The sequence below is a fragment of the Micromonospora sp. WMMA1363 genome, from assembly GCF_030345795.1.
GTDB lineage: Bacteria > Actinomycetota > Actinomycetes > Mycobacteriales > Micromonosporaceae > Micromonospora.
Genome location: NZ_JAUALB010000001.1, coordinates 2,551,475 through 2,575,059, shown reverse-complemented (window position 1 = coordinate 2,575,059; position 23,585 = coordinate 2,551,475). Strand labels below are relative to the sequence as shown.

The following is a 23,585-nucleotide window of genomic DNA, read 5'->3' as shown; positions in this document are numbered from 1 at the left end:
ACGGCAGCGCAGCGGCGTCGACCGTCCGCCCGGTGACCGTGACCGTGACGGGGCCCTTCCTCGCCCACGACCTCCGGCGTCAAGGAGAGGGCCCGGCAACTCACCGGACGCGGAAGGTGATGTCGGCCCGCTGGAGGCGATCCAGCAGCGCATCTCCCATCGCCGTCACCGGGGTCAGCTGGCCGGACGTCGACGGCAGGTCGTCCAGGGCCAGGCAGAGCGCCGACTCGGCGAGCATCTTGGCGGTCTCGTCGTAACCCGGGTCGCCGCCGGCCACCTCGGTCTGCACCCGCTGACCTCCCCCCTCGGCCAGGAACCGCACCCGGAACCAGGACCGGGCCCGGTGCTCCGGGCTCGGACCCTGCCCGGAGGAGAACCGCCCGAGCAGCCAGCGTCGGGTCGGTGGCAGCTTCACCAGACCGACCACCACCCCCAGCCCGGCCGCGCCGGCCAGCACCGTCGGCAGCCGCTTCACCGCCGCGAAGTGCCGGTACCGGAAGTCCGGGCCGTATTCCGGCCGGGCGGCGGCCGAGCGGCGCACCACCTGCGGGTCGATGGTCGGCAGCGGCACCGTCCACATGCCCAGCTCCGGCGAGCGGGCGATCCGGCCGGGTAGCGCACGGGCCTGCCGACCCTCCAGCCGCGGCTCCACCGCCCGGCGGGCCTTCGCGGCGCGGCTCGTCTCGCCGCTACGGGAGAACGCGGTCAGCGCCGAGTGGTACGTACCGGCGGAGAACCGCGCACCGGCCCGGACGAAACCGTCGACGGTGATCGGCACATCCGTCGGCAGGTGCTTCAGGGTGAACCAGACGCCCAGGTCGTACGGGATCGAGTCGAACCCGCACGTGTGCACCAGGCGGGAACCGGTGCGGACCGCCTCGGCGTGGTGCCGTACATACATCAGGTCGACGAACTCGGGCTCCCCGGTGATGTCCAGGTAGTCGGTGCCCGCCCGGGCGCACGCCGCGACGAGTGGCTCGCCGTGGTGGACGTACGGGCCGACGGTGGTGGCGACAACCCGACTGCCTTCGGCCACCGCCCGCAGCGACTCCGCGTCGGTGACGTCGGCGCCGAGCAGGGGCAGGTCCGCCAGCGCCGAGTCGATCGCGGCGAGCTGGTCTCGGACGGCGGCGAGCTTGGTGGGATTACGCCCGGCCAGGGCCCAGCGCAGCCCGGCCGGCGCGTGCCGGGCGAGGTACTCGGCGGTCAGGCGACCGGTGAAACCGGTGGCCCCGAACAGGACGAGGTCGTACGTCCGATCCTCACGCATCCGCCGAGTCTGCCACCGACCCCGCTCCCGCGATACCCGGCGGCAGGTCCGGGTTGAGCACGGCCCGCACACAGCCGTCCCGCCGGTCCCGGAACAGGGCGTATCCGAGCGCGCCCTGTTCCAGCGGCAGCCGGTGGGTCGCGAGGTGTTCGGTGCGCAACTCGTCGCGGGCCATCCGCTCCAGCAGCATCGGAACGTACCGTTGCCCGTGCTGCCGGGCGCTCCGCACGGACAACCCCTTGGCGGTGACCGCACCCAACGGGAAGGCGTCGACGTGCCCGGTGAACTCGCCGAGCACGACGACCGTCCCGCCCTTGCGGCAGGCGTGCACCGCCTCGCGGACCGCCGGCGGGCGTTCCCCGGCGCCGACGAACCGTTCGGCCAGCGACCGGACCTGCCCATCCCAGGCCGGGCCGACCGCTTCCACACACACGTCCGGCCCCCGGCCGCCGGTCCGTTCGCGCAACTCGGCGGGCACGTCGGCGCGGCGCGGGTCGACGGTCTCCGCTCCGCTGTGCCGTTCCGCCATGCGCAGCCGGTCGTCCTCGGTGTCGACGACGATGACCCGTTCCGCCCCGAGCAGCCCGGCGGACCGGGCGGTGAGCTGACCGACCGCCCCGGCACCCCAGACCGCCACCACGTCGCCCGGGCGTACCCCGCCCAGGTCGGCCGCCATCCAGCCGGCCGGGGCGGAGTCCGAGGCGAAGAGCGCCCGGTCGTCGCTGACCGCGTCCGGCACCTCGAACGCGCCGACGTCGGCGTACGGCACGCGGACATACTCGGCGTGGCTCCCGGCGAACCCACCCGCGGCCCGGGGACGTCCGAAGGCCCCGGGGACGGGGTGCCCGTACGCCGCTTCGCCCGCCTCCGGCTCCAGGCTGCCGTTGTCGCAGCACGACGGCTGCCCGCCGCGGCAGTACCAGCAGCCGCCGCAGGCGACCGAGGCGCTGACCACCACCCGGTCGCCGACGCGGTGCCGGCGCACCTCCGGCCCCACCGCGACGACCTCGCCGAGGAACTCGTGCCCCAGTACCTCGCCCACGGCCAGGTACGGTGGCCGCCCGGCCAGCAGCGGCAGGTCGCCGCCGCAGGTGGCGCTCTGCCGCACCCGAACGATCGCGTCGTGACCGTTGCGCAGCTCCGGATCGGGTACCTGCCGCACCGCCACCTGACCGGTGCCCGTCCAGCACAGCGCCCTCATCCGGCCGGCCCCCGGTCCATCGGCGTACGGTCGGCGCGCAGCACCTCGCCCGTCTCGGTGAGCTGCTTGGCCTGCCGCAGCGCGGCCCGGACCATCCGGGCGGGGTCGTCGCCGACCAGGTGGGCGGCGAGCCCCGGGGGCGGTGCGCCGGACAGCGGCCGCGCGGCCAGTTCGGTACCCCGGTGACCGGGGGCCGTCCGCGCCCGCACCTGGACGCTGCCGCCGAGCCGCCGCAGTGGCTCCGGCCACCGCCCGCCGGGCAGTACCTCGCCGGGCGTCCGGTCGACCGTCACCACCTGCCATCCAGCGGGGGGTGGTTCGGCGTCCCGGCGGATCCGGGACGCGCGGCCGGCCAGCGTCCGCGCCGCGGCCCGCGCGCTCACCCCGACCAATGTCGCCGCCAACGCACCGGCGGCGATCCCCGCCCGCTGTCCGCTACGTCCCACCCGCGACTCCCGTCTCGTCAGTGCCGACCCGGCGGTGACCACCGGCTATGGCCAGGGTTGGCCGGGGTGGGGTGAAGCGGGCTCCCCCGGAAGGGGTGAACCGGCGTCGGTCGGGTAATTGCCGGCCGCAGGACGTGGGGGGAGCGGACGCGGACGCGGGCGGTGGGGGTGGGGCTGGGTGCCGGAGGGCCGACGGGAGATCGCGAGCGCCACGGGACCGGGTACGCCGGTGCTGGCGTCCCGGCTGAGCCCGCCCACGCTGCCCGAACCGGTGGTGCTCCGGCCCCGGCTGCTGCGGGCGCTGGACGCGGGGACGGCCGCGCCGGTGACCCTCGTCGCCGCGCCGGCCGGCTGGGGAAAAACCACTCTGCTCGCCTCCTGGTTCCGGGCCGCCGGCGTGGCCGGCCGGGATCCGGTCCGCGGCGGGCCGGTGACCGGGGCCGCGGACGGAGCCCGGGACCGGGACACGTCGCCCGGGAGCGTCCCGCCGGGCGACTTCGGGGCCGCCGGCCCGGGTCCGGGTCCGGGCCGGGTCGACCTGGGCTGGGTGTCGGTGGAGTGCGGTGACGACGGCGATCGCCTGTGGTCGTACCTGGTGGCGGCACTGCGGGCCGTCGAGGACCCGGGGGGTGGCCCGCCGCTGCCCGACCGGCCACCCCGTCCGGACCAGCTGGAACTGCTGGCCGCGGCCCTCGCCGCCCGGGAACGGCCGGTGCTGCTGGTCCTGGACGATCTGCACCGGGTGGCCGATCCGGCGGCGGTCACCGGTCTGGAGTTTCTGCTCCGACACGCCGAGCAGCGATTCCGGCTGGTGGCCGGTACCCGGGCCGGCGTGCCGCTGGCGGTGCACCGGTGGCGGCTGGCCGGCGAGCTGACCGAGGTCGGCCCGGATCAGCTGGCGTTCACCGCGGACGAGACAGCCGACCTGCTCACCGCGCACGGGGTGGCGCTTCCGGCGGGGGGCGTACGCCGGCTGCGGGAGCGGACCGGTGGTTGGCCGGCGCCACTGCGGTTCGCGGCGCTGGCCCTGCACGGGCAGCCGGACCCGGACCGCTGGGTCGAGCAGTTCGGCGGCGACCAGCCGGACGTCGCCGACTACCTGCGCGGCGAGGTGCTCGCCGGGCTTGACCCCGACGACCGGGAAGTGCTGCGTCGTGCGGCGGTGGCGGACGCGGTCTGCGCCGGGCTGGCCGACGCGCTCACCGGCCGCGGCGACGCCGAGGCGGCCCTGGCCACCCTGTCCGGCGAGGGCGGTCCGCTACTGCGGGGCGACGGCCGGCCGCCCTGGTACCGCTGCCATCCGCTGCTCGCCGACCTGCTGCACACCGAGCTGGGTCGGCTGCCCCCCGACGACCTGCGGGAGCTGCACCTGCGTGCTGCCGGCTGGTACGCCGACAACGGGCGACCCGCCGACGGGCTGCGGCACGCGCTCGCCGGCGCGGACTGGGCCCGGGCCACCGAGCTGTTTGTGATGAGCTGGCCCGAGCTGGCCCCGTATGATCCGGTGGGCCCGGACGGGCCGGCGCCGGCGGCCGCGTCGCCGCCCGCCGAGGCCATGGCGGGGGACCCGGAACTGGCGTTGGCCTGTGCCGCGGAACGCGCCCACGCCGGGGACGTGCCGGCCGCCACCGGGTATCTGCGCCGCGCCGCGCAGCTGGCCCGGTCGCTGCCCGTGCCCCGCCGGGAGCGGTTCGTCCGGCTGGCCACGGCGGTGGAACTGGCGGTGGCCCGCCGGTCCGCTGATTCGAGGGCGGTCCGCGACGCCGCGACCCGGCTGCTCGCCTCCCGTCCGGCGGCGGTGCCGCCCGGCCCGGAGCCGGTGGACCGGCTGCTCGCGGCGCCGGCCCCGCAGCCCGAGCCGCGCGGGGCCGGCGCCGAGGACGCCGACGTGCGGGCGGTGGCGGGTACCGCGCTCGGCTTGGCCGACCTCGCCGACGGCGACCTGCGGAGCGCGGAGACGCATCTGGGGGTCGCGCTCGCGGCAGCGCGGACGACCGGCCGGACGCGGACCGAACTGGTCGGTGCGAGCCGGGTGGCGGTGTTGAGCGCGGTGCGCGGCGGGCTGCGGGAGGCAGAGGCGTCCGCCCGGGCGGCGCTCGCCCTGCCGCCGTGCCAGGGCTGGTCCTGTCGGACCGACCGCGGGTACGCGTACCTGGCGCTGGCCGTCGTGGCGCTGTATCGCGACCAGCCCGAGGAGACCGAGGCGAATCTGGCGCTGGCGGAGCCGGCGTCGGGGGAACCGGACGGCGGGGCGGTGGCTGGGCTGTGCCGGGCCCACCTGCTGCGGGACGCCGGTGACCTGGCGGGCGGGCAGCGGGCGCTCGCCGCCGCGCGGGACCGGTTGGCCGAGCGGTCCGAGGCGGGTGAACCCGAGCGGTGGCTGCGCGTCGCCGAAGCGGATCTGCGGGGGGCCCGGGGTGACCTGGAGGCCGCCCGGGACCTGCTCGCTGACGCTGGCGACGACGCCGTGCTCGCCGTCGGTCTCGCCCGGGTCGAACTGCGGGCGGGTGACGTCCGAGCCGCCGAGGCCGCCCTGCCCGACTGGCAGGCGGTGGAGGCGGACGGCTGGCCACTGCCGGTACGCCTGGAGGCTGCGGTGCTGGACGCGGTGCTCGCCGGGCGCGCGGGCGACGAGCGGCGGGCCCGGCGGGTGCTGGAGCGGGCCCTCGACCTGGCCGGGCCGGAGGGCGTCCGCCGGCCGTTCGCTCACGCGGACCCAGGCCTTCGCGACCTGCTGGCGGCGCACCTGGACACGGGCACGGCGCACTGGCCCACGGTGGACGACCTGGTGCGCGGTGCGGACGAGCCGGCGGAGCGGGTGGGGACCGGGGCCGGGCCCGCCGTGCTCGACGAGCCGCTCACCGAGCGCGAGCTGACCATCCTGCGATACCTGCAGAGCCTTCTGTCCAACGTGGAGATAGCCGCTGAACTGTCCCTGTCCGTTAACACGGTCAAGACCCACGTGCGCAACATCTACCGCAAGCTTGACGCCACGCGCCGGCGCGAGGCCGTCCGCCGGGCCCGTGACCTGCGGCTGATCTGACCGGGCCTGATCGGCGCGGCGTTCCGGTCACCGTGTGACGCGCCTCGGTGGGGTCACGGGGGCGCGGCGGCGTCGGCCGCGGCGAGCAGGTCGGCGAGGTCGTAGCCGCCGTCGTGGCGGACGTCGTTGACGAACAGGGTCGGGGCGGCAGCCACGCCGCTGTGGATGCCGCCGACGAAGTCGCGCCGCACCCGGTCGGTGTGGGTCTGACCGCCCATCTCGGCGCTGATCTCGTCGGCGGGCAGCCCGACCTGCTCGATGCCGAGCGACAGATGCACCGGGTCGAGCTGGTCCTGGTGTTCGTAGAGCCAGTCGTGCAGCACCCAGAACCGCCCGCGTCCGGCGGCGGCCTCGGCTGCCTCGGCGGCGCTCTGCGCGTACGGGTGCACGTTGGCGATCGGGAAGTGTCGGTAGATGAGCCGGACCGTGTCGGCCCGCTGGCGGAGGAGTTCGGCGAGGTTCGTGTACGCGGCCCCGCAGAACCGGCACTGGAAGTCCCCGTACTCGACGATCGTGACCGGCGCGTTCGCCGGCCCCCGCACGTGGTCGGTTTCGGTTACCGGAATCCGTAGGCGGGCGGTGACCTGGAGCGGCGTGGTCATTGCGCCACCACCTGCCGATCAGTGCCGTGGTGTCGCGCCCGGCGCGGCATGGACCCGGGCGTCGCGCGCCCGGGTCGGGCCAGCCCGTTCGGATCAGTCATGACTCCCAGGCTCGTCCGGACCGGGGTGAGGATGGCTCACCCCGCCCGGGTGGTTCGCCGGCCGGGCTTACCGCAGCACCGGGGCGACGGCGACGTGGTTCTGCACCTCCCGGACCCCCGGGGCGGACCAGACGGTCCGCTCGACCTCGGCCCGTTCGGGTATCGAGTGCACCAAGCCGCCGAGCAGCACGGTGTCGCCGTGCACCCGGACGGTGATCTGCTCCGCCTCGGTGGCCTGGTTACGGGCGAGCGCGTCGACGATGCGCTCGGCGAGCAGGTGCCCGTCGGCACGGACGGACGGGCGGACGGAGAGACCGTTGCTCACCCCGCGGACGCCGGTCAGCCGGGCGACGGCACGCTCGGCGGCCCGGCGCTGGTACTCCCACTCCACATCGCCGTGCAGCGTGACCCAGCCGTGCGACACGCTCACGTCGATCAGGTCCACCGGTACGAAGGCGTCCCACTCGAGGCTGTGGTCGACTGCCGTGGCGATGTCCGGGTCCGGGCGCTCGGCGGCGGTGCCGATCTGCACGGTGAGGTCGTTGGCGACAGCCCGGACCCGCGGCACCCGGTGCGCGGCGCGCTCCGCGGCCCACTTCCGGGCGTAGCTGTCGATCCGGCCGGTCAGGGTCACCACCCCCTCGGTGACGGTCACGCCGATCTCGTGCGGTCGCACCCGGGGCTCGAAGGTCAACTCATCGAGCACGGCGGCCTGGATGTCCTGGTCGGTGCGGCTGATCGTCATGATGGTCATCGCTGACTCCCTCCTCGGTGACAGACACGCGCCCGTCCGGCACGATCCTGTCCGTTCGGCGGGTGAGGCGCCCTCGCCCGGGGCGGGTGACGGTGTCGGTCCGCCATGCCGATCGGGACCGCCTTCTGGCCCTGCACCACGACGGGTTGAGTTCTCTCACCAGCCCCAGAGCCCCTCCTCGGTCCCCGCACCTGTCGATCTCGCGGCTTCGGGTCGCGTATCCAGTTGAGGCGCAGCGGCCGGTCGGTGGTGCGAGATCGCGGGTCGCCCTGAGCACCCCCGGACGACTCGGTCGTCCGGGGGTGCTCAGGCTGTGAACGGTGTCAGTCGTCCAGGTCGGCGGGGGAGCTGGGTCGATCCACGTCGACGAACTCGATGTCGTCGGCCGACCGGTCCGAGCAGCTGCCTACCGCGCGCGCCGCGGTGCCGGCGGCCCAGCCGACCGCCACCCCGACCAGCGCGGCGCCGATCAGCATCGTCCACGGCAGCGCCGGCCGTCGGCCGGCGAGGGCGTCGAACGCCAGGGTGGCGCGGCGCCGGGCCTCCTCGGCCGCCGAGCCGACCAGGTCGCCGGCGTTGTCGGCGAGACCGGAGCCGCCACGGCGGGCGGAGCGGGCGGAGTGACGGACATTGTCCCCCGCGAAGCTGACCGCCGAGGCCAGGTGCTGCCACGCCTGGTCCGCGATCCGCTCCGGTTTGGCACGGCGGTCCAGCAGCTTGATTGGGTACATCGTCTACCTCCTCGAATGCCGAAACCGGCGGCCACGTCGGACGTCGGGCGGGTCTCCGGCGTGTCGCGGATCGCCTGGTGCGCCATTGCCCCGCGGCGGGGCGCCACAAACCGGGTCAGTGGAGGACGACGCCCACCGTCGTGCGTCCTGCAAAGTCGTCGTCCTCGTCCTCGTCTTCACCGCCGCCGAAACCGCAGGCCAGTACGAGGGTGAGCAGTGCACCGACCCCGGCCAGCGCGGCCAGTCTCCTGATCATCGATCCGCTCTCCTGATCATCGATTGTTCCTCCGTCACGGTACCGTCCTGTCCGTCGATGCTATGTGTCTCGAACAACCGCACCGGGGCACGCGCGCCGCGTCGGCTGTGCCGCGTCGGCTGTGCCGCGGTCCACCGGCCTGTAGCCGATATGGCAACGCGCCGGCGCGCGAGGTGGGGACGCCTCGGCGGAAAACGACTTCCGGTGGGGGCGTACGGGGTGGAAGGTGGGGGCGTGCGGGGTGGAAGAGGGCGGGGCCCGATTCCGGGCGGGGCGCCCCGGCGGGCCGGGTTGAGGTCGGAACGGCCGAGGACAGCTACTCTGGTTCGGCGACTGTCCGTCGCCGACGATCGTGGAAACGGAAGGTGAAATGTCCGGACATAGGCGACTTGGAGCTCCGGACCACAAGAATTGCTCATCCCGAGGGGTGGCGACCGAGGGCGTCGGAGGAATACTCTCGGTCGCGGCCCGCGTACTGATGAGGCGCCCGTCGGATGGGCGAGTGGAGGTGCTCGCGTGAGCCTGTCGATCGTGAAGTCGGTCCTGCCCAGGGGTGTCCTCGAGATCGCGCCGCGTGGCGAGATCGACGTGGACACCGCGTACGAGGTGCGCGAGGCGATCGCCGAGATCCTGGCCAAGGGACGCCCCACCCGGATCGAGCTGAACATGCGGCTGGTGACCTTCATCGACTCGGTCGGCATCAGCGCCATGGTCGCGGGCTTCCAGACCGCCGAGGTGAGCGGCGTCAAGCTGGTGGTCACCCAGCCGAGCCGGTTCGTGCACCGGCAGCTCTGGGTGACCGGCCTGCTCGGTCTCTTCGGCGCCCCGGAGCCCTACTACGCGGGTGCCGCGGCCCCGGAAGTCCTCCCGGGCGCCTGACCCACTCGGCGGCCATCGACTCACCGCCCCGCGCTCGTCGGCGGCGTGTGTCCCCCCTTGGCCGACACCGGCTCGGTCACCCCGGTGGTGCCGTATCAGTCGACCGTAGCGAGCGGGTGGGCGTTCGTCGGTGTCCGATCGGGCATTGCCAGCCGGGCGTGGGTGGGCGACGATCGGGCGGAGCCACGACGGTGGGGAGACGGCGTGCTGAGGCGCGAATCCTTCAGCTATACCGTGCAGGCACGCTGCGCGCCCGTGGTCGCCGCGGCGTTGCTCGCCGACCCGCTCCAGCAGGTGGAGTTGCATCCGTTGATGGTCCGGGTCCGGCGGCTTCCGCCCGCGTCCGGTGCCCGCGCCAGCTACGCGATCACCGACCAACTGGCGGTCGGACGGCTGCGTTTCCCGATCGCGTACCGCGCCGACGTGCTTGTCGCCGATCCGGACGAGGTGGTGACTGTGGCCCGGCAGTGGCCGGCGACGACCGTCCGCAACCGCACCCGGCTGTCGGCTGATCCAGACGGTGTCCGGATCGACGTGGAGGTCACCGTCGCCGCGCCCGCGTCGCTGTTCGGGTACGTGTTCGCGCAGGCCCGGTCGGCCCATCTGGCGCTGGGCAGTCGACTCGGCGCCGTGCTGGCCGCCGATCCGCCCTCCGTCTGACCACGGCGGGCCGGGGCCGTCCGGGTGACCGGCGGACCCGGCCCGCCTGTGGTCAGTAGACCGACAGGTGCACGTGGTTGGTGTGGTCGCTGGACGGATCGCCGCGCGCTCCGCTGTATGACTTCCACCCGCTGCTGGGCAGCCAGATCTGCCGGTACCAGATCACGTAGAGCACGGCGAGCCGGTCGGCGTTGTTGACGAAGAACGCCGCCAGGTTGTTGCCGTAGGTCCGGTCGCCCCCGGTGGCGGCACCGCCGAAGCCGTTCTTCTGGGCCGCGAAGTCGCAGGCCCGGCCCTTCGGGTGCTCGCCCGAGCCGCCGGGGCGGTAGCACGAGACGTACCGGGTGAATCCGGCCGCTTTGGCCTGGTTGAGCGCGTGGAGCGTCCGGGGGGTGATGCAGCCGTTGGCCGGGGTCGGGTCGTTGACGCTGCACGACTCCCGCGGCCAGGAGCCGTCCGAGTTGCGCGGGGCCGGCGCGGCGGTCCGGGACCCGCCCCGGCTGGCGGGAGCCTGGGCGGCCCGGGAGTTGGCCGTGGTGAGCGCCCGCTCCGCCTGCTGCTTGCGCTTGGCCATCACCGCCTGCTGCTTGCGTTGCTCGACGATCTCGACCTCCACCGCGAGCTTGGCCTCGGCGACCTGGTCTCGGTTGTCCCGCAGCTCGCGCAGGGCCTGGTCCTCGTTGGCGGTGACCGCGTCCAAGGCGGCGGCCCGGTCCATGAAGCCCTCCGGTGTGCCGCTGTTGAGCAGCGCCGACGCGGCGCCGAGCCGGCCGGTGCGGTACGCCAGGCCGGCCAGCTCGCCGACCCGGGTGGTCTGTTCGGCGAGCCGGGTCTCGGTGGCTTTGAGCTGTTCGGCGAGTTGTGCCTGCCGCTTCACCGAGGTGTCCAGGGCCCGTTTGGCGTCCAGGTAGCCCTTGCTGGCCGCCTCGAGCTGCGCGCGGAGGGCGGGGGTGCCGCCCTCCGGATCGTCCCCGGGTGCGGCGGCCTGGCGGGCCGGGGGAACGGCCGCCGCGGGGGCGACCGGCGCGACGCCGAGACCGAGGGTGAGGGTGAGGGCCGCGATGATCAGGGCCACCACCCGGGCGGCATGTCGTTCGGGTGCCACTTCCGGCATTGATCCACATGTCCTTCCGTCAGCCGCCGACCGGGTTAGCTGACGGGTTCGGGACGGAAGATCCCTACCGCTGGCGCGGATGCACCCCAGGTACCTGGTTCCCCGGCTCGCCCCGCGGGGGCGATTAGGCGGCGGCCGCCGCCGGCACCGGTGGGTGCCGCCTGGCGGAGGCCGGAACAGAGCCTACCGGTGTGGCTGGGGCGATTGCAGTGGGAGTTACCCAGGGTGTCCGTGTGACGACAGTCGGATCGGATGTCACCAACGAACATCCCGTCAGATCGCGGATGTGTTCGTCACCACTCGACCGACCCGCAGGCTCCGTGGGTCGCACCGGGCTCGGTCTGCAACGTCGCATGCTCGATGTGGAATTCCTCCCGCAGCGTGGCCCGCGCCGCGGCCAGGACCGCGCCGACGTCGGCGCCGGGTGCCATGGTGAGGTGGGCGGAGGCCACCTCCATGCCTGAGGTGAGCGTCCAGACGTGCAGGTCGTGCACCTCGCAGACGCCCGGAACGGTCACCAGGCGGTCGTGCACGGCGGTGACCTGGAGGTGCTCCGGGGCGGCCTGGACGAGGATGCGCAGCGCCGCCCGCCCGAGCCGCCAGGTGCGCGGCAGGATGAACACGCCGATGGCGACCGCGACCAGCGGGTCGGCCCACCACCAGTTGGTGCCCGCGATCAGTAGGGCCGCTCCGATCACGCCGAGGCTGCCGAGCAGGTCGCCCAGCACCTCGAGGTAGGCGCCCTGGAGGTTGATGCTCTCCCGTGCGCCGGGTCGCAGCAGGACGAAGGCTACCAGGTTGGCCAGCAGGCCGAGGACTGCCACCGCGAGCATCGGGCCGGTCAGCACCTCCGGCGGGTCGCCGAAGCGGCGTACGGCCTCCACCACCACGTAGATCGCCACGCCGGAGAGCAGTAGGGCGTTGGCGAGCGCGGCCAGCACCTCCAGCCGGTAGAGGCCGAAGGTGCGCTGCGGATCGCCGTTGCGGCGGCGGGTGGCGGTGAGGGCGGCGAGCGCCATGCCGATGCCGAGCACGTCGGTGAACATGTGTCCGGCGTCGCTGAGCAGCGCCAGCGACCCGGTGTGGAACGCGGCCACCGCCTCCACCGTCATCAGGGTGGCGAGCAGCCCGAAGGCGGCCCAGAGGCGGCTCCGGTGCCGCTCCGCCGCGTTCGCGACCGCCCCGTGGTGGTCATGACTTGGGCCCACGCGGACACCTTCCGTCACCCGTCCCGATCCGCGTCCAATCTATGCTCACATCGCTATGTATGCAAATGATGGCGTTCATTCGGCGGGATCGATCGTGGTCAGCCGCTGGGTGGCGCGGGACAACGCGACGTACAGGGTTCGCACGCCCGATCCCGGCTCGGCCCGGATCTCGCTCGGGGCGACCAGCACCACCCCGTCGTACTCCATACCCTTGGCCTCCAGGCTGGTCACCACCTGTAGGCGCAGCGCGCCGAGCCCACCCAGCCACCCGGCGACCTGCTCCCGGCGCGGCACCGGCGCGATCACGCCCACCGTCCCCGCCACCTCGGCGAGCAGCGCACCGGCGGCCTCCACGACGGCGGTCTCCAACTCCGCCGGCGGCACCACCAGTTCAACCGGTTCGACGCCGGTCGTGCGGACGGCGGTGGGCAGCGGCAGGTCGGGGTCGAGCCGCCGGATCTCCGCCGCCGCCACCGTGAAGATCTCCGCCGAGTTGCGGTAGTTGGTGGTGAGCGTGTAGTAGTGCCGGCGGCGACGGCCGAGCGCCTGGTCGCGGGCCCGGGCCAACTCGTCCGGGTCACCGGTCCACGCCGTTTGCGCCGGGTCGCCGACCACGGTCCACGACGCCAGCCGTCCGCGTCGCCCGACCATGCGCCACTGCATCGGCGAGACGTCCTGCGACTCGTCGACCATCACGTGCGCGTACTCGCGGTAGTCCTCGGGGCGCCGCCGGGCGGCCTCCCGGGCGGCGCGCTGCCGGTCGGCGAACGTGCTCAGCTCGCGGACCCCACCCGCCAGCTGGAACGGGTCCCGCTTCGGCCGGGCTGGCTTCATCGGCTTGCCGAGCAGAGTGTCCAGTTCGTCGAGCAGGGCGATGTCGGCGACGGTCAGCCCCCGGGAGTCCAGACTTCGGTACGCCTCGGTGAGCAGCCGGACCTCGCGGGCGGCGAGCACGCCGGCGGCGTACCGGCGCAGCCGATCGGGCCGAGCCAGCCAGCCGAGCACATGGCGCGGGTGCAGCCGGGGCCACCACGCCTTGAGGAACTCGCGGAACTCGGGCCGCTCGGCGACTTCGTCCTCGAACGCGTGCTGCGCCGGCAGGCCGGCGACGCCCAACCGCCGGGCCTGCGCCCAGAGCGCGGCGAAGACGCCGTCGAAACCGACCCGGCGCACCTCGTTGCGTCGCGCCCCCCGCGGCAGCGCCCGCTCCCGGATGGCGTCCAGCTCGCGGCGGTCGATCCGCAACAGCTGGCCCCGGTAGAGCAACCGCAGCTCGCCGGGACCACCCGGGACCGCGTCCCGGGCCGCGCGCTCCAGCACCCGCCGCATCCGTAGTGAACCCTTCACCGCGGCGACCTCCGGCGGGTCGGTGCGGGCCGCGGTCATCCCGGGGATGAGGCTGCCCAGCGAGGCCAGCGTGGCGGTGTCCTCGCCCAGCGAGGGCAGCACCGAGGCGATGTACTCGACGAAGACCGTCGACGGCCCGACCACCAGGATCCCGCCGCCGGCATACCGGCTGCGGTCGGAGTAGAGCAGGTACGCTGCCCGGTGCAGGGCGACCGCGGTCTTGCCGGTCCCCGGGCCGCCGGAGACGATCGTGACGCCCGACCCGGGGGACCGGATCGCCTCGTCCTGCTCTCGCTGGATGGTGGCCACGATGTCCCGCATGCCGCGTCCGGTCGCCTTCGACAGGGTGGCGAGCAGGGCGCCGTCACCGACCACCGTCATCTCCGGCGGGGCGGCCGCCGGGTCGAGTAGATCGTCCTCGATCCGGGTGACCCGCTCGCCGCTTGACTGGATCATGCGACGCCGGACCACGTCGAGCGGCTGCGCCGGAGTTGCGCGGTAGAAGGCGGCGGCGGCCGGGGCGCGCCAGTCCACCACCAGAGTGGCGGCGTTCTCGTCGCGGATACCCAGCCGGCCGACGTGCAGCACCTGCCGGTCACGCAGGTCGAGGCGGCCGAAGACCAGCCCCTCGTGCTCAGCGTCGAGGAGGTACCGGCGCTGCGCCGCGTGGTACACCATCGCGTCCCGCTCCACCAGGGCGCCGAAGTTGCCGACCCGGGCCAGCCGGTAGCCCTCCCGCTCCGCGCGGACCGCCGACCGGCGCAGCTCGGCCAGGCGCGTGTACACCCGGTCGAGATGCCGCTGCTCGACGGCGATCTCCTGCTCCAGCGCGGTCTGGTCGGTCAACGCTCGCTCCTCCTGATGTCGACGGCGAGGGCGGCGCGGTACGCGCGGCCGTACGCCGGCCAACCGAACGAGAGTACGGCCCCGGCATCACCGGCAGGCACCGGAGGTGCGCGAACGTGTTACCCGACGGACTCCACCGTCGCGGCGGGGCGGTCCAGCACGCGGCGTAGCACACCGGCCAGCGCGCCGTTCACCTGATCAGGACGCTCCATCATCAGCATGTGCCCGGCACCCGGGCAGACGGTCAGCTCGATCGCCGGAAGGGCGGCCGCGATCGACTCGGCGCACGGCGGCGGGGTCAGCCGGTCCCGGCCGCCGACCAGCGCGGCGGCCGGCAGGTGAGCCAGCTCGGCCAGGGTCTCCAGCCGGTCCTGCGCCCCGATCGAGGCCCGGAAACCACCGATCGACCGGAGCGACGCGTGGGCCACCGCCGAGGTGACCAGGCGGATGTCGGTCGGCTCGCAGCGGTCGCCGAAGAGCATCCAGCGGATGCTCGGCCGGAGGGCACGCAACAGGGCTCGCGGCGGTCGCCAGGACCCGCAGCGGGCCAATACGCCGGCGCCGGTGGTCTCGGCGAGCCGGATCAACCGGGCGATCCGGGGTGAGAGGCCGTAGCGGGTGTGGGTGTGCCCCTCCGCGGTGGTGGAGACGAACACCAACCCGGCGACCCGGGCGGCGAAGTGCGCGGGATGGCGGTGCGCGTACTCCATGACCGTCATGCCGCCCATCGAGTGGCCGACCAGCACGACCCGGCCGGTGGGGGCCACCGTGTCGAGCACCGCGGCGAGGTCGTCGCCGAGCTGGGCCAGGGTGGCGGTGGGCAGCGCCATGCAGCTGGACCGGCCGTGCCCGCGGGCGTCGTAGGTCACCGCGCGGACGGCGCCGAAACGTTCCCGCAGGTCGGCGAGCTGCCGGTGCCAGCAACGCCCGTCCAGGGTCCATCCGTGCAGCAGCACCGCCGTCACCTCGGCGTCGGCCGGCCCGCTCACCTCGACGTGCAGGCGGACGTCGTCGGCCAGACGCACCTCACGTGTCTCCGGCATCGCCACCTCCCCGGGCGGTGCGAGTCCGTCACACCGACGGTAACGTCCGATACCCGTCGGTAACGCCGGCTTACCCGTCATGACATCACGGGAACCGCACCGGAGAGAAGGTTCGCCAACCCGGCCCGCGGAACTCCGGGGACCAGTCAGGCTGACGGACATGGCTCCGCCGGACGATCCGGGCGGGCGCGCCGCGGGGCGTACGCCGCGCGCCGCGCTGGCCGAGCTGCTGGCCGGCAACCGGCGCTTCGTCAGCGGCCAGCCGATCCACGGCCATGACGTCACCGCCGCGGCGGCGTCCGCCTCCGGCGACCAGCAGCCGTACGCAGTCCTGCTCGGCTGCATCGACTCGCGGGTGCCGCTGGAGGCGATCTTCGACCAGACTTTCGGGTCGATCTGCGTGATCCGCACCGCCGGGCATGTGCTGGACCGGGCGGTGCTGGGCTCCATCGAGTATGTGGTGGGGCAGCTCGGCGTTCCCCTGGTGATGGTGCTGGGGCACGAGCGGTGCGGCGCGATCGCCGCGGCGGTGAGCGCGCTGCGTGACAACGTGCGCCCGAACGGCTCGCTTGCCCACCTGGTCGACCAGATCGCACCTGCCGTCGCGGAGGTCGGCCTGCGTGACCCGCAGGCCGGGCCGCTGGCCGTTCGACGGCACGTGCTGCGGACGGTGGCCACGCTGCGCGTCGACGATCAGCTGGCCGAGCCGGTCGCTGCCGGCCGCGTCAGCGTGGTCGGCGCTCTCTACGACCTCGCCACCGGCGAGGTCAACCTGTTGTGAACGTGACACGGAACCGCCCGCCGGGATGGGCCCGACGGGCGGTTCCGGTGGTACGCGGAAGGGCTCAGCCCTCGAAGACGCCGGCCTCGACGAGGCGCTTCTCGGTGGCGTCCCAGCCGTCACCCGGGTGGCTGACGTTGAGGGTGCTCAGCTCGGCCCGGATCTTGGTGGCGTGTCCCGCGGCGGCCAGCGTCCGGATCTCCTCGATGAAGGCCTCGGAGTCGGTGCGCAGGTGCACGGTCTTGCCGTTGGTCAGGTTCCGCACGTAGGCGTACTTGCCGCCGTTGAGCGGGATCAGGTACTTGAACTCGCCCAGCACGCTGAGGGCGCCACCCTGGCCAGCCTGGCCGGCCCGGACGGACGCGCGCGCGGTCTTAGAGGTGTTGCTCGCCACGGAGGTACTCCTTGCAGACGTACGGGAGGACGTGGGTAGACGTCCGGGGGCTGGTGCGGATTCACCCGGAGGTGGACCCGCGAAAGACGTTCGCGGCACAGGCCGCCAATGGAACTGTACACGGCTGCGATGTCTGGCTGGTCACCGCGTCGTGAGCGTCAACGGCGGTCACCCGACCGGCTATTCCACCGGCGAGTTTTCCGATTCTCTGGCGCACCATCCGTCACAGGAGTCATCATGTGTGCCAGAAGCCACCCGGCTGATCGAGGTCGTAGGGGAAGACGCACCTCGCTCTCCGGGAGGTCACCGTGCCAACGCGTGGCGTCGTATACGTCCACTCGACCCCGCTCGCCGTGTGCTCGCACGTCGAGTGGGCGATCGCGCGCGTCCTCGCGGCGCCGGTCAACCTGCAGTGGACGGCTCAGCCCGTCGACTCCGGCGCCCGCCGGGCGGAGTGCGGGTGGACCGGTCGTCCGGGGACGGGCGCCGAGCTGGCTGCTGCCCTCCGGCAGTGGCCCATGATCCGTTTCGAGGTCACCGAGGAGCCGAGTTCCGGCGCCGACGGGGAGCGCTTCATGTACGTCCCGGGCCGGGGCCTGTTCCGGGCCACCGTGGGTGCGGCCGGCGACATCCAGCTGGGCGAGGACCAGCTGCGCAGCATCATGGCGAGTGCCCGGGCGCCGGAGGCCCTCGCGCACGCCCTGGACAAGGCGCTCGGCACCGCTTGGGACGCCGAGCTCGAGCCCTACCGGTACGCGGGCGACGGCGCTCCGGTGACCCTGCTCACCCGGGTCGGCTGATCCCCGCGCGCGGGCCGCGCCACGGCGGGCGCCACCCGGGGTCGGCGCGCACGGGGTCGGGTTGCCCCGATTAGCGTCGAACTGGTGGGATGGCTCGCGTGTCGACAACTCCGCGACGCGGCGGCATCGCGTTCGCCGCACTGACCGCACTGCTCGTCTCCGGCTGTGCCGACACAGCGGATCGCGCGCGTCCGACACCGGCACCGACCGGGTCCTCGGCGGCGCCGTCGGCCTCCGTCTCGGCCGGTGATCCCGCCAGCCGCGCCGCGGCCCTGGCCGGCACACTGGCCGACGAGGACCTCGTCGGCCAGGTGCTGATGCCGTACGCGTACGGCGACGCCGCGACCCGCGTCTCGCCTGGGTCGGCCGCCGGCAACCGGGCCCTTGCCGGCGTCGACACGCCCGCCGCGATGATCGCGAAATACCACCTCGGCGGGCTGATCCTGGTCGGGTTCAGCGCTGACGACCCCACCAGCGGCAACCAGGAGACGACCAACGTCGACAACCCGAAGCAGGTCCGTCAGCTGACCACCGGGCTGCGTGAGGCTGCCGGCCGGCTGCCCGCCGGCGCGGCGCCGTTCCTGATCGGCACCGACCAGGAGTTCGGGGTGGTCACCCGGATCACCGACGGCGTCACGCTGCTGCCCAGCGCGCTCGCCGCCGGTGCGGCCGGCCGGCCAGAGCTGACCGAGGCGGCCTGGCGGGCCGCCGGCACCGAGCTCGCCGCCATGGGCATCAACGTCGACTTCGCTCCGGTCGCCGACGTGCTCGCCACCCCCAGCACGGTCATCGGCTCCCGGTCGTACGGCGCCGACCCGCAGGTGGCGGCGACCCAGGTCGGCGGCGCGGTACAGGGGCTGCAGGCTGCGGGCGTCGCGGCGACCCTCAAGCACTTCCCCGGCCACGGCCACAGCGCCATCGACTCGCACACCGACCTGCCCGTGCTGGAACAGCCCCGGACGGTGCTGGAAGCCGGGGCGTGGGTGCCTTTCCGGGCCGGCGTCGACGCGGGCGCCCTCGCGGTGATGTCCGGGCACCTTGACGTGCGGTCGGTCGACCCGGGTACCCCGGCGACCTTCTCGCACAAGCTCCTCACCGGGGTACTCCGGGGCCAGCTCGGGTTCCGGGGAGTGGTGATCACCGACGGAATGAACATGGCGCCGGCGAAGCGATGGCCGCCGGGGGAGGCCGCGGTCCGCGCACTGAACGCCGGCAACGACCTGATTCTCATGCCGCCGCACGTCGGTCAGGCGTACGACGGGTTACTCGCCGCCCTGCGGGACGGCTCGCTGCCCCGGGCTCGGCTGGTCGAGGCGGTGACCCGGGTGCTCACCATGAAGGTCACTCTGGCCGACCGGGCCACCCCCGATCTGTCCGTCCTCGCCGCCCCGGCGCACCGGGACGCGGCCGGACAGCTCGCCGCCGCGGCGGTGACGGTGCTGCGGGGTCGGTGCGGCGCGCCGGTGCGTGGTCCGGTGACGGTGACCGCCTCCGCAGGCCGCGACCACACCCGCACGGTGTTGGCCGAGGCGCTGACCGCGGCCGGGGTGCGTGTGGTCGCCGGCGGCGGCACGGTGGTGCACCTGGTCGGCTACGGCGACGACGCGGACGACCTGCGCGCCGACGCTGCCGTCACGGTCGCCACAGACACCCCGTACGTGCTGGCCAAGGCGGTCTCACCGACGCTGCTGGCCACATACTCGTCGAGTGGGGCGTCGATGACCGCCCTGGCTCGCGTGCTGGCGGGCAAGGCCCCGCCCGCCGGCCGCTCCCCGGTGCCGGTGCCCGGCCTGCCCGCCACCACCTGCGACAGCTGACCCGGCAGCCCGCCGCCGCGGCACAGCCGCAGACCCCTGATCTCGCGTCCAGCGCGCGCCCGCGCCACGCGCCACGTCCGCCACGGTGATCTGCCGAGCCAGGATCTGCTGGACGTCGTCCAGGCCGACGCCACGTTCGCGCAGGCTGCGGACCAACTCCGGCTGGGCGACCGCGGTCGCGTCGTAGCGCCCGCCACTGGAGCGGGACGCCGGGCGGGACCAGGTCGCGGTCGGGTGGCGCTCACCCGGCCGACGGCATCGGTCCGGGCGCCGCATCCGCGCCGTCGGCGACCGGCGGTGGTGACCCGCCCGACCGGGGTAGCGGGCTACGCGGCGAGCCCTCGGCCGGCGCGTCGGCCCAGGGCACGGTGCGGGGCAGCAGCGCCGCGAGCCCGGCCCGGGTCGCCACCACGACCAGCCGATCGGTGCGGACCAGCGGCCGGCGCTCCGGTAACGACCAGATGGTTTGGCCGGCCCGACCGGTGCGCATCGCGATGACCCGGACCGCCCCGGCGACCGAGATCTCCGGGCAGTATCGGCCCTCGAGGTCAGAACCGGCGCCGACCGGCAGCTCGGCCACCAGTATGATCCGCCGGTCGACCGAGATGGTGTCGATCACCTCACGGCCCATCATGGCCGCCGCGAACGCGGGGGCGGCCAGGTAGGAGACACTGCGCGAGTGGTTGATGCCGAAGGTCCGCTGGACCCGTTGGGCGAAGCCGCCGTCGAAGAGCCGCAGCACCACCCGCAACGGTTCCGCCGACGGCCCGTGCGCCGCGCGGTAGGCCGCGCGGCCGAGCAGGGCGGTCTCCAGGTTCGTCACGTCGTCGGAGGTCAGCATCACCAGGGCCCGGCAGGTCCGCACGGACGCGGACCGCAGCGTCTCCGGCCGGGTGGCGTCCCCGATCAGCACGGGCTGTCCCAGCTCGCGGGCGACCGCCACGCCCCGGGCCGACGCCGCCCGGTCCACCGCGACCACCGCTACGCCGAAGGCGTGCAGCTCCTCGATCACCCTGGTGCCGACGTTGCCCAGACCCACCACGATCACGTGGTCGGCGACCGGGTCGGTGAGACCACCGGCCGCCACCGCCAACCGGGCGTGCACCAGCGAGTCGACCACCAGGGCGGTGACCGTGGGCACCAGGGCCACCCCGGCGACCACCAGCACCACCGAGGTCACCTTCTCGGCGAGCGGGGCGGCAGGGTCCGTCTCGGCCCCGCCGAGCGCGGTGAGCAGGGTGAGGTAGCCGGCCTCGGCGACGTTCAGGTCCCGGGCGTACGCGAGCAGCAGGCTGGCGACCGCGAACAGCGCTGCCGTGCCGGCCAGCGCGAACCGTAGGTTGCGGCTGAGGACCAGCCGGGTGGCGCGCAGCAGCCGGGGCCGCCGGCGGGCCGGCGCCCGGTGGTGCCGCTCGTGTGCCCGGACCAGGACCAGGTCGGCGGCGTCCTCGTCGGCGGGGAGGGTGACCGGCTCCGGCCCGCTGGTGTCAGCCAGCCCGCAGACGATGTCCGCGGTCGACCCGCCCAGCGTCCGGCGCGGGGCCGCACGCAGCAGCTCGTCCTCCGCCAACCGCAGGTATGTCGGGACGTTGTCGCCGAGCGTCGCCGCGACGAACGCCGGCGCGGCGATCTCCGAGCCGGAGAGCACGGCGCAGTCCCCGAGCATGGCCGCCACGCCGTCGCCGAGCACCGGGTTGAACAGGCGGACCACCAAACGAACCTCCGGGGCCAGCTCGCGTACGATCATGGCGGCGTCCACGTTGGTTACGTCGTCGGCGCCGACGAGAGCCACCGCGGCCGCGTCGCGGACGCCGGCCCGCTCCAGGATCTCGGCGTTGAGGCGACGTCCGACCACGACATCGGGGCGTCGCACGTGCTCGCCGGTCGACGGTCGGAACTCGGCGATGTCCTGGGCGTGGTTGTCGGCCAACGACGGAAGGACGACCGTTACGGCGACGCCGTAACGGTCCACCAGCTCGGACACGAGACGACGGGCGAGCCCGCCGTCGCCGCAGACGACGAAGCGTTGGCCAGCCGGCTCGGCGGGCGCCGCAGACCGCCGTCTACCCGCTGGCGCGCAGCCCCCGGGTCGCCAGCCGGTACGCCGGCAGCACGTCGGTTCGCTCGGCGAGGAGGCCTTCGCTCACGGTGAACAGCAGGGTTCGTTCGTCCGCCCGGACGGCCACCGCCCAGTTGCGGTTCTCCTCGTCCAGCAGCTCGCTCCGGCTCAGCCAGGTCACCTCGACACCGGCGAAGTCGCCGGCGGTCACGTCCCGGTATCGCGGCTCGACGGTCTGCTCGACCGACGTGTCGGCGAGGAAGTCGGCCAGCGCGGCGCGCGGGGTGACCGCTGACTGGTCGACGGCCCAGACCCGCAGGAACCCGGCGCCCGCGCGGCGGCCGTCCACCTCGCACCGGACGGTGGCGCCGCCGCGCCGGCCGAGCGCCGCCGCGAGTTCCGCGCCCAGCTGGGCGTCCGGGTTCCCGGACGGGGCCGACTCGGGCAGCTCGACCGTTTCGGGTAGCTCGACGGTCTCGGGTAGCTCGACGGTCTCGGGTCGCCAGCCCTCGGCGAGGGGGAACGTCAGCGGCAACGGGCACGGGGTTCCGGCCCGGCCCACCTCGCCGTCGGCCCCGGCGACGGCGATCTCGTCGTACCAGGGCTCGCCGGTGGCCGTCGGAGCCGACGACGCGTCGTCGGGTGTGTCGTCGCGGCCGCAGCCGGTGGGTAGGACGAGGCTCAGCGTGGCCAGCAGCGCTGCGGTGCTACGACGTGGCACGGTGGTGGGACTCCCCTTGTTGATCTCTAAGCTGGTGTGGCCAACCGGTACTGAGAGCACGCCTCCACGGCTACAGCGGGATGTTGCCGTGGGCGCCGCGGGCCGCCGGGGCGGCGGCCAGCGCCTCGGCGATGCGCCGCCGGGTCTCGGCCGGCTTGATGACCTCGTCGACCACGCCGATCTCCAGCGCCCGGTTCACGCCGCCGGCGACGCGGATCTGCTCTTCGATGAGTTGCGCTCGCAGCGCCTCGCGTTCTTCGGCGGGGGCGGCGGCCAGCTTCTTACGGTGCAGGATGTTCACCGCCGCGCTGGCACCCATCACCGCGACCTCCGCGTTCGGCCAGGCGAAGACCGCGGTCGCGCTGAGGGAGCGGGAGTTCATCGCGATGTACGCCCCGCCGTAAGCCTTGCGGGTCACCAGCGTCACCCGCGGCACCACCGCCTCGGCGAACGCGTGCAGCAGCTTCGCCCCGCGTCGGACCACGCCGTCCCACTCCTGGCCCAGACCGGGTAGATAACCGGGGACGTCGACCAGCACGATCAGCGGCACGCCGAGCGAGTCGCACATCCGTACGAACCGGGCTGCCTTCTCGGCGCTGGACGCGTCGAGGCAGCCGCCCAGGCGCAGCGGGTTGTTGGCGATGACACCGACCGTCCGGCCGGCGAACCGGCCCAGTGTGGTGACGATGTTCGGCGCCCACTTCGCGTGCAGCTCCACGCCGGGAGCGTCGAGCAGTGCCTTGACGACCGGCTTCACGTCATACGCGCGGTTGGTCTCGGCCGGCATCTTCGCGGCCAGGTCGTGCCCGTCCTCAACCGAGGCGGGCACGTCGTCGGGGGATAGCCGGCCCTGGTGGCCCAACAGCGCGGCGAGCTTGCGCGACTCGGCCAGCGCCTCCTCGTCGTCCCCGCACGTCACGTGCACGACGCCGGAGCGTCGGCCGTGCGGCTCGGGGCCGCCGAGGCGTTCCATGTCGACCTGCTCGCCGGTGACGCTGCGGACCACCTCCGGGCCGGTCACGAAGATCCGACCGCTGCCGCTCATCACCACGATGTCGGTCAGCGCCGGCCCGTACGCCGCGCCACCAGCGGCGGGACCGAGCACGACGGAGATCTGTGGCACCCGGCCGGAGGCCCGGACCATGGCGGCGAACACCTGCCCGACCGCGTCGAGCGCGACGACGCCCTCAGCCAGCCGGGCGCCGCCGGAGTGCCAGAGCCCGAGCACGGGCACCCGCTCCCGGACGGCGGTGTCGATGGCGTCGACGATGTGCCGGCACCCCTCGGCGCCCATCGCGCCGCCCATCTTCGTGGCGTCCGTGGCGTACGCGATGGCGGGCGTACCCTCGATCTCGCCTTGCGCCCAGAGCACGCCGGAGGTGTCCCGGGGTGCGAGCAGGCGCAGCGTACCCGCGTCGAACAGGGCCCGCAGTCGCAGCTCCGGGTCCCGATGGTCGGTGGTAGACGCATCCGAGCCGACGACAGTGGTGGTCACGTGAGCCTCCAAGGCTG

Annotated in this window: 21 protein-coding genes, 1 pseudogene and 1 riboswitch; of the genes and pseudogenes, 6 read left to right on the top strand and 16 right to left on the bottom strand. The window is 74.1% G+C overall.

Features of this window, described 5'->3' with window-relative positions; genetic code table 11:
- Nucleotides 1-100 precede the first annotated feature (100 nt).
- The 3 genes from QTQ03_RS11740 to QTQ03_RS11730 are packed head-to-tail and all read right to left on the bottom strand — an operon-like array spanning nucleotide 101 to nucleotide 2,917.
- Nucleotides 101-1,270 (bottom strand): saccharopine dehydrogenase family protein, encoded by a 1,170-nt coding sequence (locus QTQ03_RS11740; RefSeq protein WP_289278037.1) that lies wholly within the window; start codon nucleotides 1,268-1,270, stop codon nucleotides 101-103.
- On the bottom strand, nucleotides 1,263-2,471 hold the full coding sequence (locus QTQ03_RS11735; RefSeq protein WP_289278036.1) for a zinc-dependent alcohol dehydrogenase: 1,209 nt from the start codon (nucleotides 2,469-2,471) through the stop codon (nucleotides 1,263-1,265). Before QTQ03_RS11735 ends, QTQ03_RS11740 begins: the two co-directional genes overlap by 8 nt.
- The gene (locus tag QTQ03_RS11730) at nucleotides 2,468-2,917 is read right to left on the bottom strand and encodes a hypothetical protein (RefSeq protein WP_502889745.1); all 450 of its coding nucleotides are present in this window, start codon (nucleotides 2,915-2,917) and stop codon (nucleotides 2,468-2,470) included. Before QTQ03_RS11730 ends, QTQ03_RS11735 begins: the two co-directional genes overlap by 4 nt.
- A 178-nt stretch (nucleotides 2,918-3,095) precedes the next feature.
- Between QTQ03_RS11730 and QTQ03_RS11725 the strand changes: the two genes are divergently transcribed.
- Nucleotides 3,096-5,960, top strand: a complete 2,865-nt coding sequence (locus QTQ03_RS11725; protein WP_289278035.1) for a winged helix-turn-helix domain-containing protein — start codon at nucleotides 3,096-3,098, stop codon at nucleotides 5,958-5,960.
- Nucleotides 5,961-6,013: 53 nt separating this feature from the next.
- Here the strand turns inward: QTQ03_RS11725 and QTQ03_RS11720 are convergent, their stop codons facing one another.
- The 4 genes from QTQ03_RS11720 to QTQ03_RS11705 form a co-directional block, all read right to left on the bottom strand.
- On the bottom strand, nucleotides 6,014-6,562 hold the full coding sequence (locus tag QTQ03_RS11720) for a DsbA family protein (RefSeq protein ID WP_289278034.1): 549 nt from the start codon (nucleotides 6,560-6,562) through the stop codon (nucleotides 6,014-6,016).
- A gap of 168 nt (nucleotides 6,563-6,730) precedes the next feature.
- Nucleotides 6,731-7,417, bottom strand: coding sequence for a BON domain-containing protein (locus QTQ03_RS11715; RefSeq protein ID WP_289278033.1), 687 nt, complete (start codon nucleotides 7,415-7,417; stop codon nucleotides 6,731-6,733).
- Between the two features lie 323 nt (nucleotides 7,418-7,740).
- Nucleotides 7,741-8,148 carry a hypothetical protein gene (locus QTQ03_RS11710; protein WP_289278032.1) on the bottom strand — a complete coding sequence of 136 codons (408 nt, stop codon included), beginning with the start codon at nucleotides 8,146-8,148 and terminating at the stop codon, nucleotides 7,741-7,743.
- A gap of 115 nt (nucleotides 8,149-8,263) precedes the next feature.
- Nucleotides 8,264-8,404: a hypothetical protein gene (locus QTQ03_RS11705; protein WP_289278031.1), complete on the bottom strand. Its 141-nt coding sequence runs from the start codon at nucleotides 8,402-8,404 to the stop codon at nucleotides 8,264-8,266.
- Nucleotides 8,405-8,920: 516 nt separating this feature from the next.
- Between QTQ03_RS11705 and QTQ03_RS11700 the strand changes: the two genes are divergently transcribed.
- Nucleotides 8,921-9,283, top strand: coding sequence for an STAS domain-containing protein (locus QTQ03_RS11700; RefSeq protein ID WP_289278030.1), 363 nt, complete (start codon nucleotides 8,921-8,923; stop codon nucleotides 9,281-9,283).
- Between the two features lie 204 nt (nucleotides 9,284-9,487).
- A complete protein-coding gene (locus tag QTQ03_RS11695; RefSeq protein WP_289278029.1) occupies nucleotides 9,488-9,943 on the top strand; it encodes an SRPBCC family protein in 456 nt (151 codons plus the stop codon).
- 52 nt (nucleotides 9,944-9,995) lie between these two features.
- On the opposite strand, the gene QTQ03_RS11690 is transcribed toward QTQ03_RS11695, so the two are convergent.
- The 4 genes from QTQ03_RS11690 to QTQ03_RS11675 form a co-directional block, all read right to left on the bottom strand.
- Nucleotides 9,996-11,048 (bottom strand): coiled-coil domain-containing protein, encoded by a 1,053-nt coding sequence (locus tag QTQ03_RS11690; protein WP_289280779.1) that lies wholly within the window; start codon nucleotides 11,046-11,048, stop codon nucleotides 9,996-9,998.
- A gap of 17 nt (nucleotides 11,049-11,065) precedes the next feature.
- Nucleotides 11,066-11,198: riboswitch (cyclic di-AMP (ydaO/yuaA leader) on the bottom strand.
- A gap of 152 nt (nucleotides 11,199-11,350) precedes the next feature.
- Nucleotides 11,351-12,265: a cation diffusion facilitator family transporter gene (locus tag QTQ03_RS11685; protein WP_289278028.1), complete on the bottom strand. Its 915-nt coding sequence runs from the start codon at nucleotides 12,263-12,265 to the stop codon at nucleotides 11,351-11,353.
- A 75-nt stretch (nucleotides 12,266-12,340) separates the two neighbouring features.
- On the bottom strand, nucleotides 12,341-14,458 hold the full coding sequence (locus QTQ03_RS11680; RefSeq protein ID WP_289278027.1) for a HelD family protein: 2,118 nt from the start codon (nucleotides 14,456-14,458) through the stop codon (nucleotides 12,341-12,343).
- Nucleotides 14,459-14,577: 119 nt separating this feature from the next.
- Nucleotides 14,578-15,501 carry an alpha/beta fold hydrolase gene (locus tag QTQ03_RS11675; RefSeq protein ID WP_289278026.1) on the bottom strand — a complete coding sequence of 308 codons (924 nt, stop codon included), beginning with the start codon at nucleotides 15,499-15,501 and terminating at the stop codon, nucleotides 14,578-14,580.
- 160 nt (nucleotides 15,502-15,661) lie between these two features.
- Between QTQ03_RS11675 and QTQ03_RS11670 the strand changes: the two genes are divergently transcribed.
- Nucleotides 15,662-16,282 (top strand): carbonic anhydrase, encoded by a 621-nt coding sequence (locus tag QTQ03_RS11670; protein WP_289278025.1) that lies wholly within the window; start codon nucleotides 15,662-15,664, stop codon nucleotides 16,280-16,282.
- Nucleotides 16,283-16,346: 64 nt separating this feature from the next.
- On the opposite strand, the gene QTQ03_RS11665 is transcribed toward QTQ03_RS11670, so the two are convergent.
- Nucleotides 16,347-16,676 (bottom strand): hypothetical protein, encoded by a 330-nt coding sequence (locus tag QTQ03_RS11665; protein WP_289278024.1) that lies wholly within the window; start codon nucleotides 16,674-16,676, stop codon nucleotides 16,347-16,349.
- A 308-nt stretch (nucleotides 16,677-16,984) separates the two neighbouring features.
- On the opposite strand from QTQ03_RS11665, the gene QTQ03_RS11660 reads away from it, so the two are divergent.
- Entirely contained in the window at nucleotides 16,985-17,476 is a 492-nt protein-coding gene (locus tag QTQ03_RS11660) for a DUF3145 domain-containing protein (protein ID WP_289278023.1), read from the top strand.
- A gap of 89 nt (nucleotides 17,477-17,565) precedes the next feature.
- On the top strand, nucleotides 17,566-19,293 hold the full coding sequence (locus QTQ03_RS11655) for a glycoside hydrolase family 3 protein (RefSeq protein ID WP_289278022.1): 1,728 nt from the start codon (nucleotides 17,566-17,568) through the stop codon (nucleotides 19,291-19,293).
- Between the two features lie 241 nt (nucleotides 19,294-19,534).
- On the opposite strand, the gene QTQ03_RS11650 is transcribed toward QTQ03_RS11655, so the two are convergent.
- The 4 genes and pseudogenes from QTQ03_RS11650 to QTQ03_RS11635 all read right to left on the bottom strand — a co-directional run bounded on the left by QTQ03_RS11650 (nucleotide 19,535) and on the right by QTQ03_RS11635 (nucleotide 23,568).
- A complete protein-coding gene (locus QTQ03_RS11650) occupies nucleotides 19,535-20,959 on the bottom strand; it encodes a potassium channel family protein (protein ID WP_289280778.1) in 1,425 nt (474 codons plus the stop codon).
- Between the two features lie 39 nt (nucleotides 20,960-20,998).
- A pseudogene (locus QTQ03_RS11645) lies at nucleotides 20,999-21,304 on the bottom strand (NAD-binding protein); the annotation flags it as partial.
- Between the two features lie 52 nt (nucleotides 21,305-21,356).
- Nucleotides 21,357-22,073 carry a lipoprotein gene (locus tag QTQ03_RS11640; protein ID WP_289278021.1) on the bottom strand — a complete coding sequence of 239 codons (717 nt, stop codon included), beginning with the start codon at nucleotides 22,071-22,073 and terminating at the stop codon, nucleotides 21,357-21,359.
- A 70-nt stretch (nucleotides 22,074-22,143) separates the two neighbouring features.
- Nucleotides 22,144-23,568, bottom strand: coding sequence for an acyl-CoA carboxylase subunit beta (locus QTQ03_RS11635; protein WP_289278020.1), 1,425 nt, complete (start codon nucleotides 23,566-23,568; stop codon nucleotides 22,144-22,146).
- Nucleotides 23,569-23,585 lie beyond the last annotated feature (17 nt).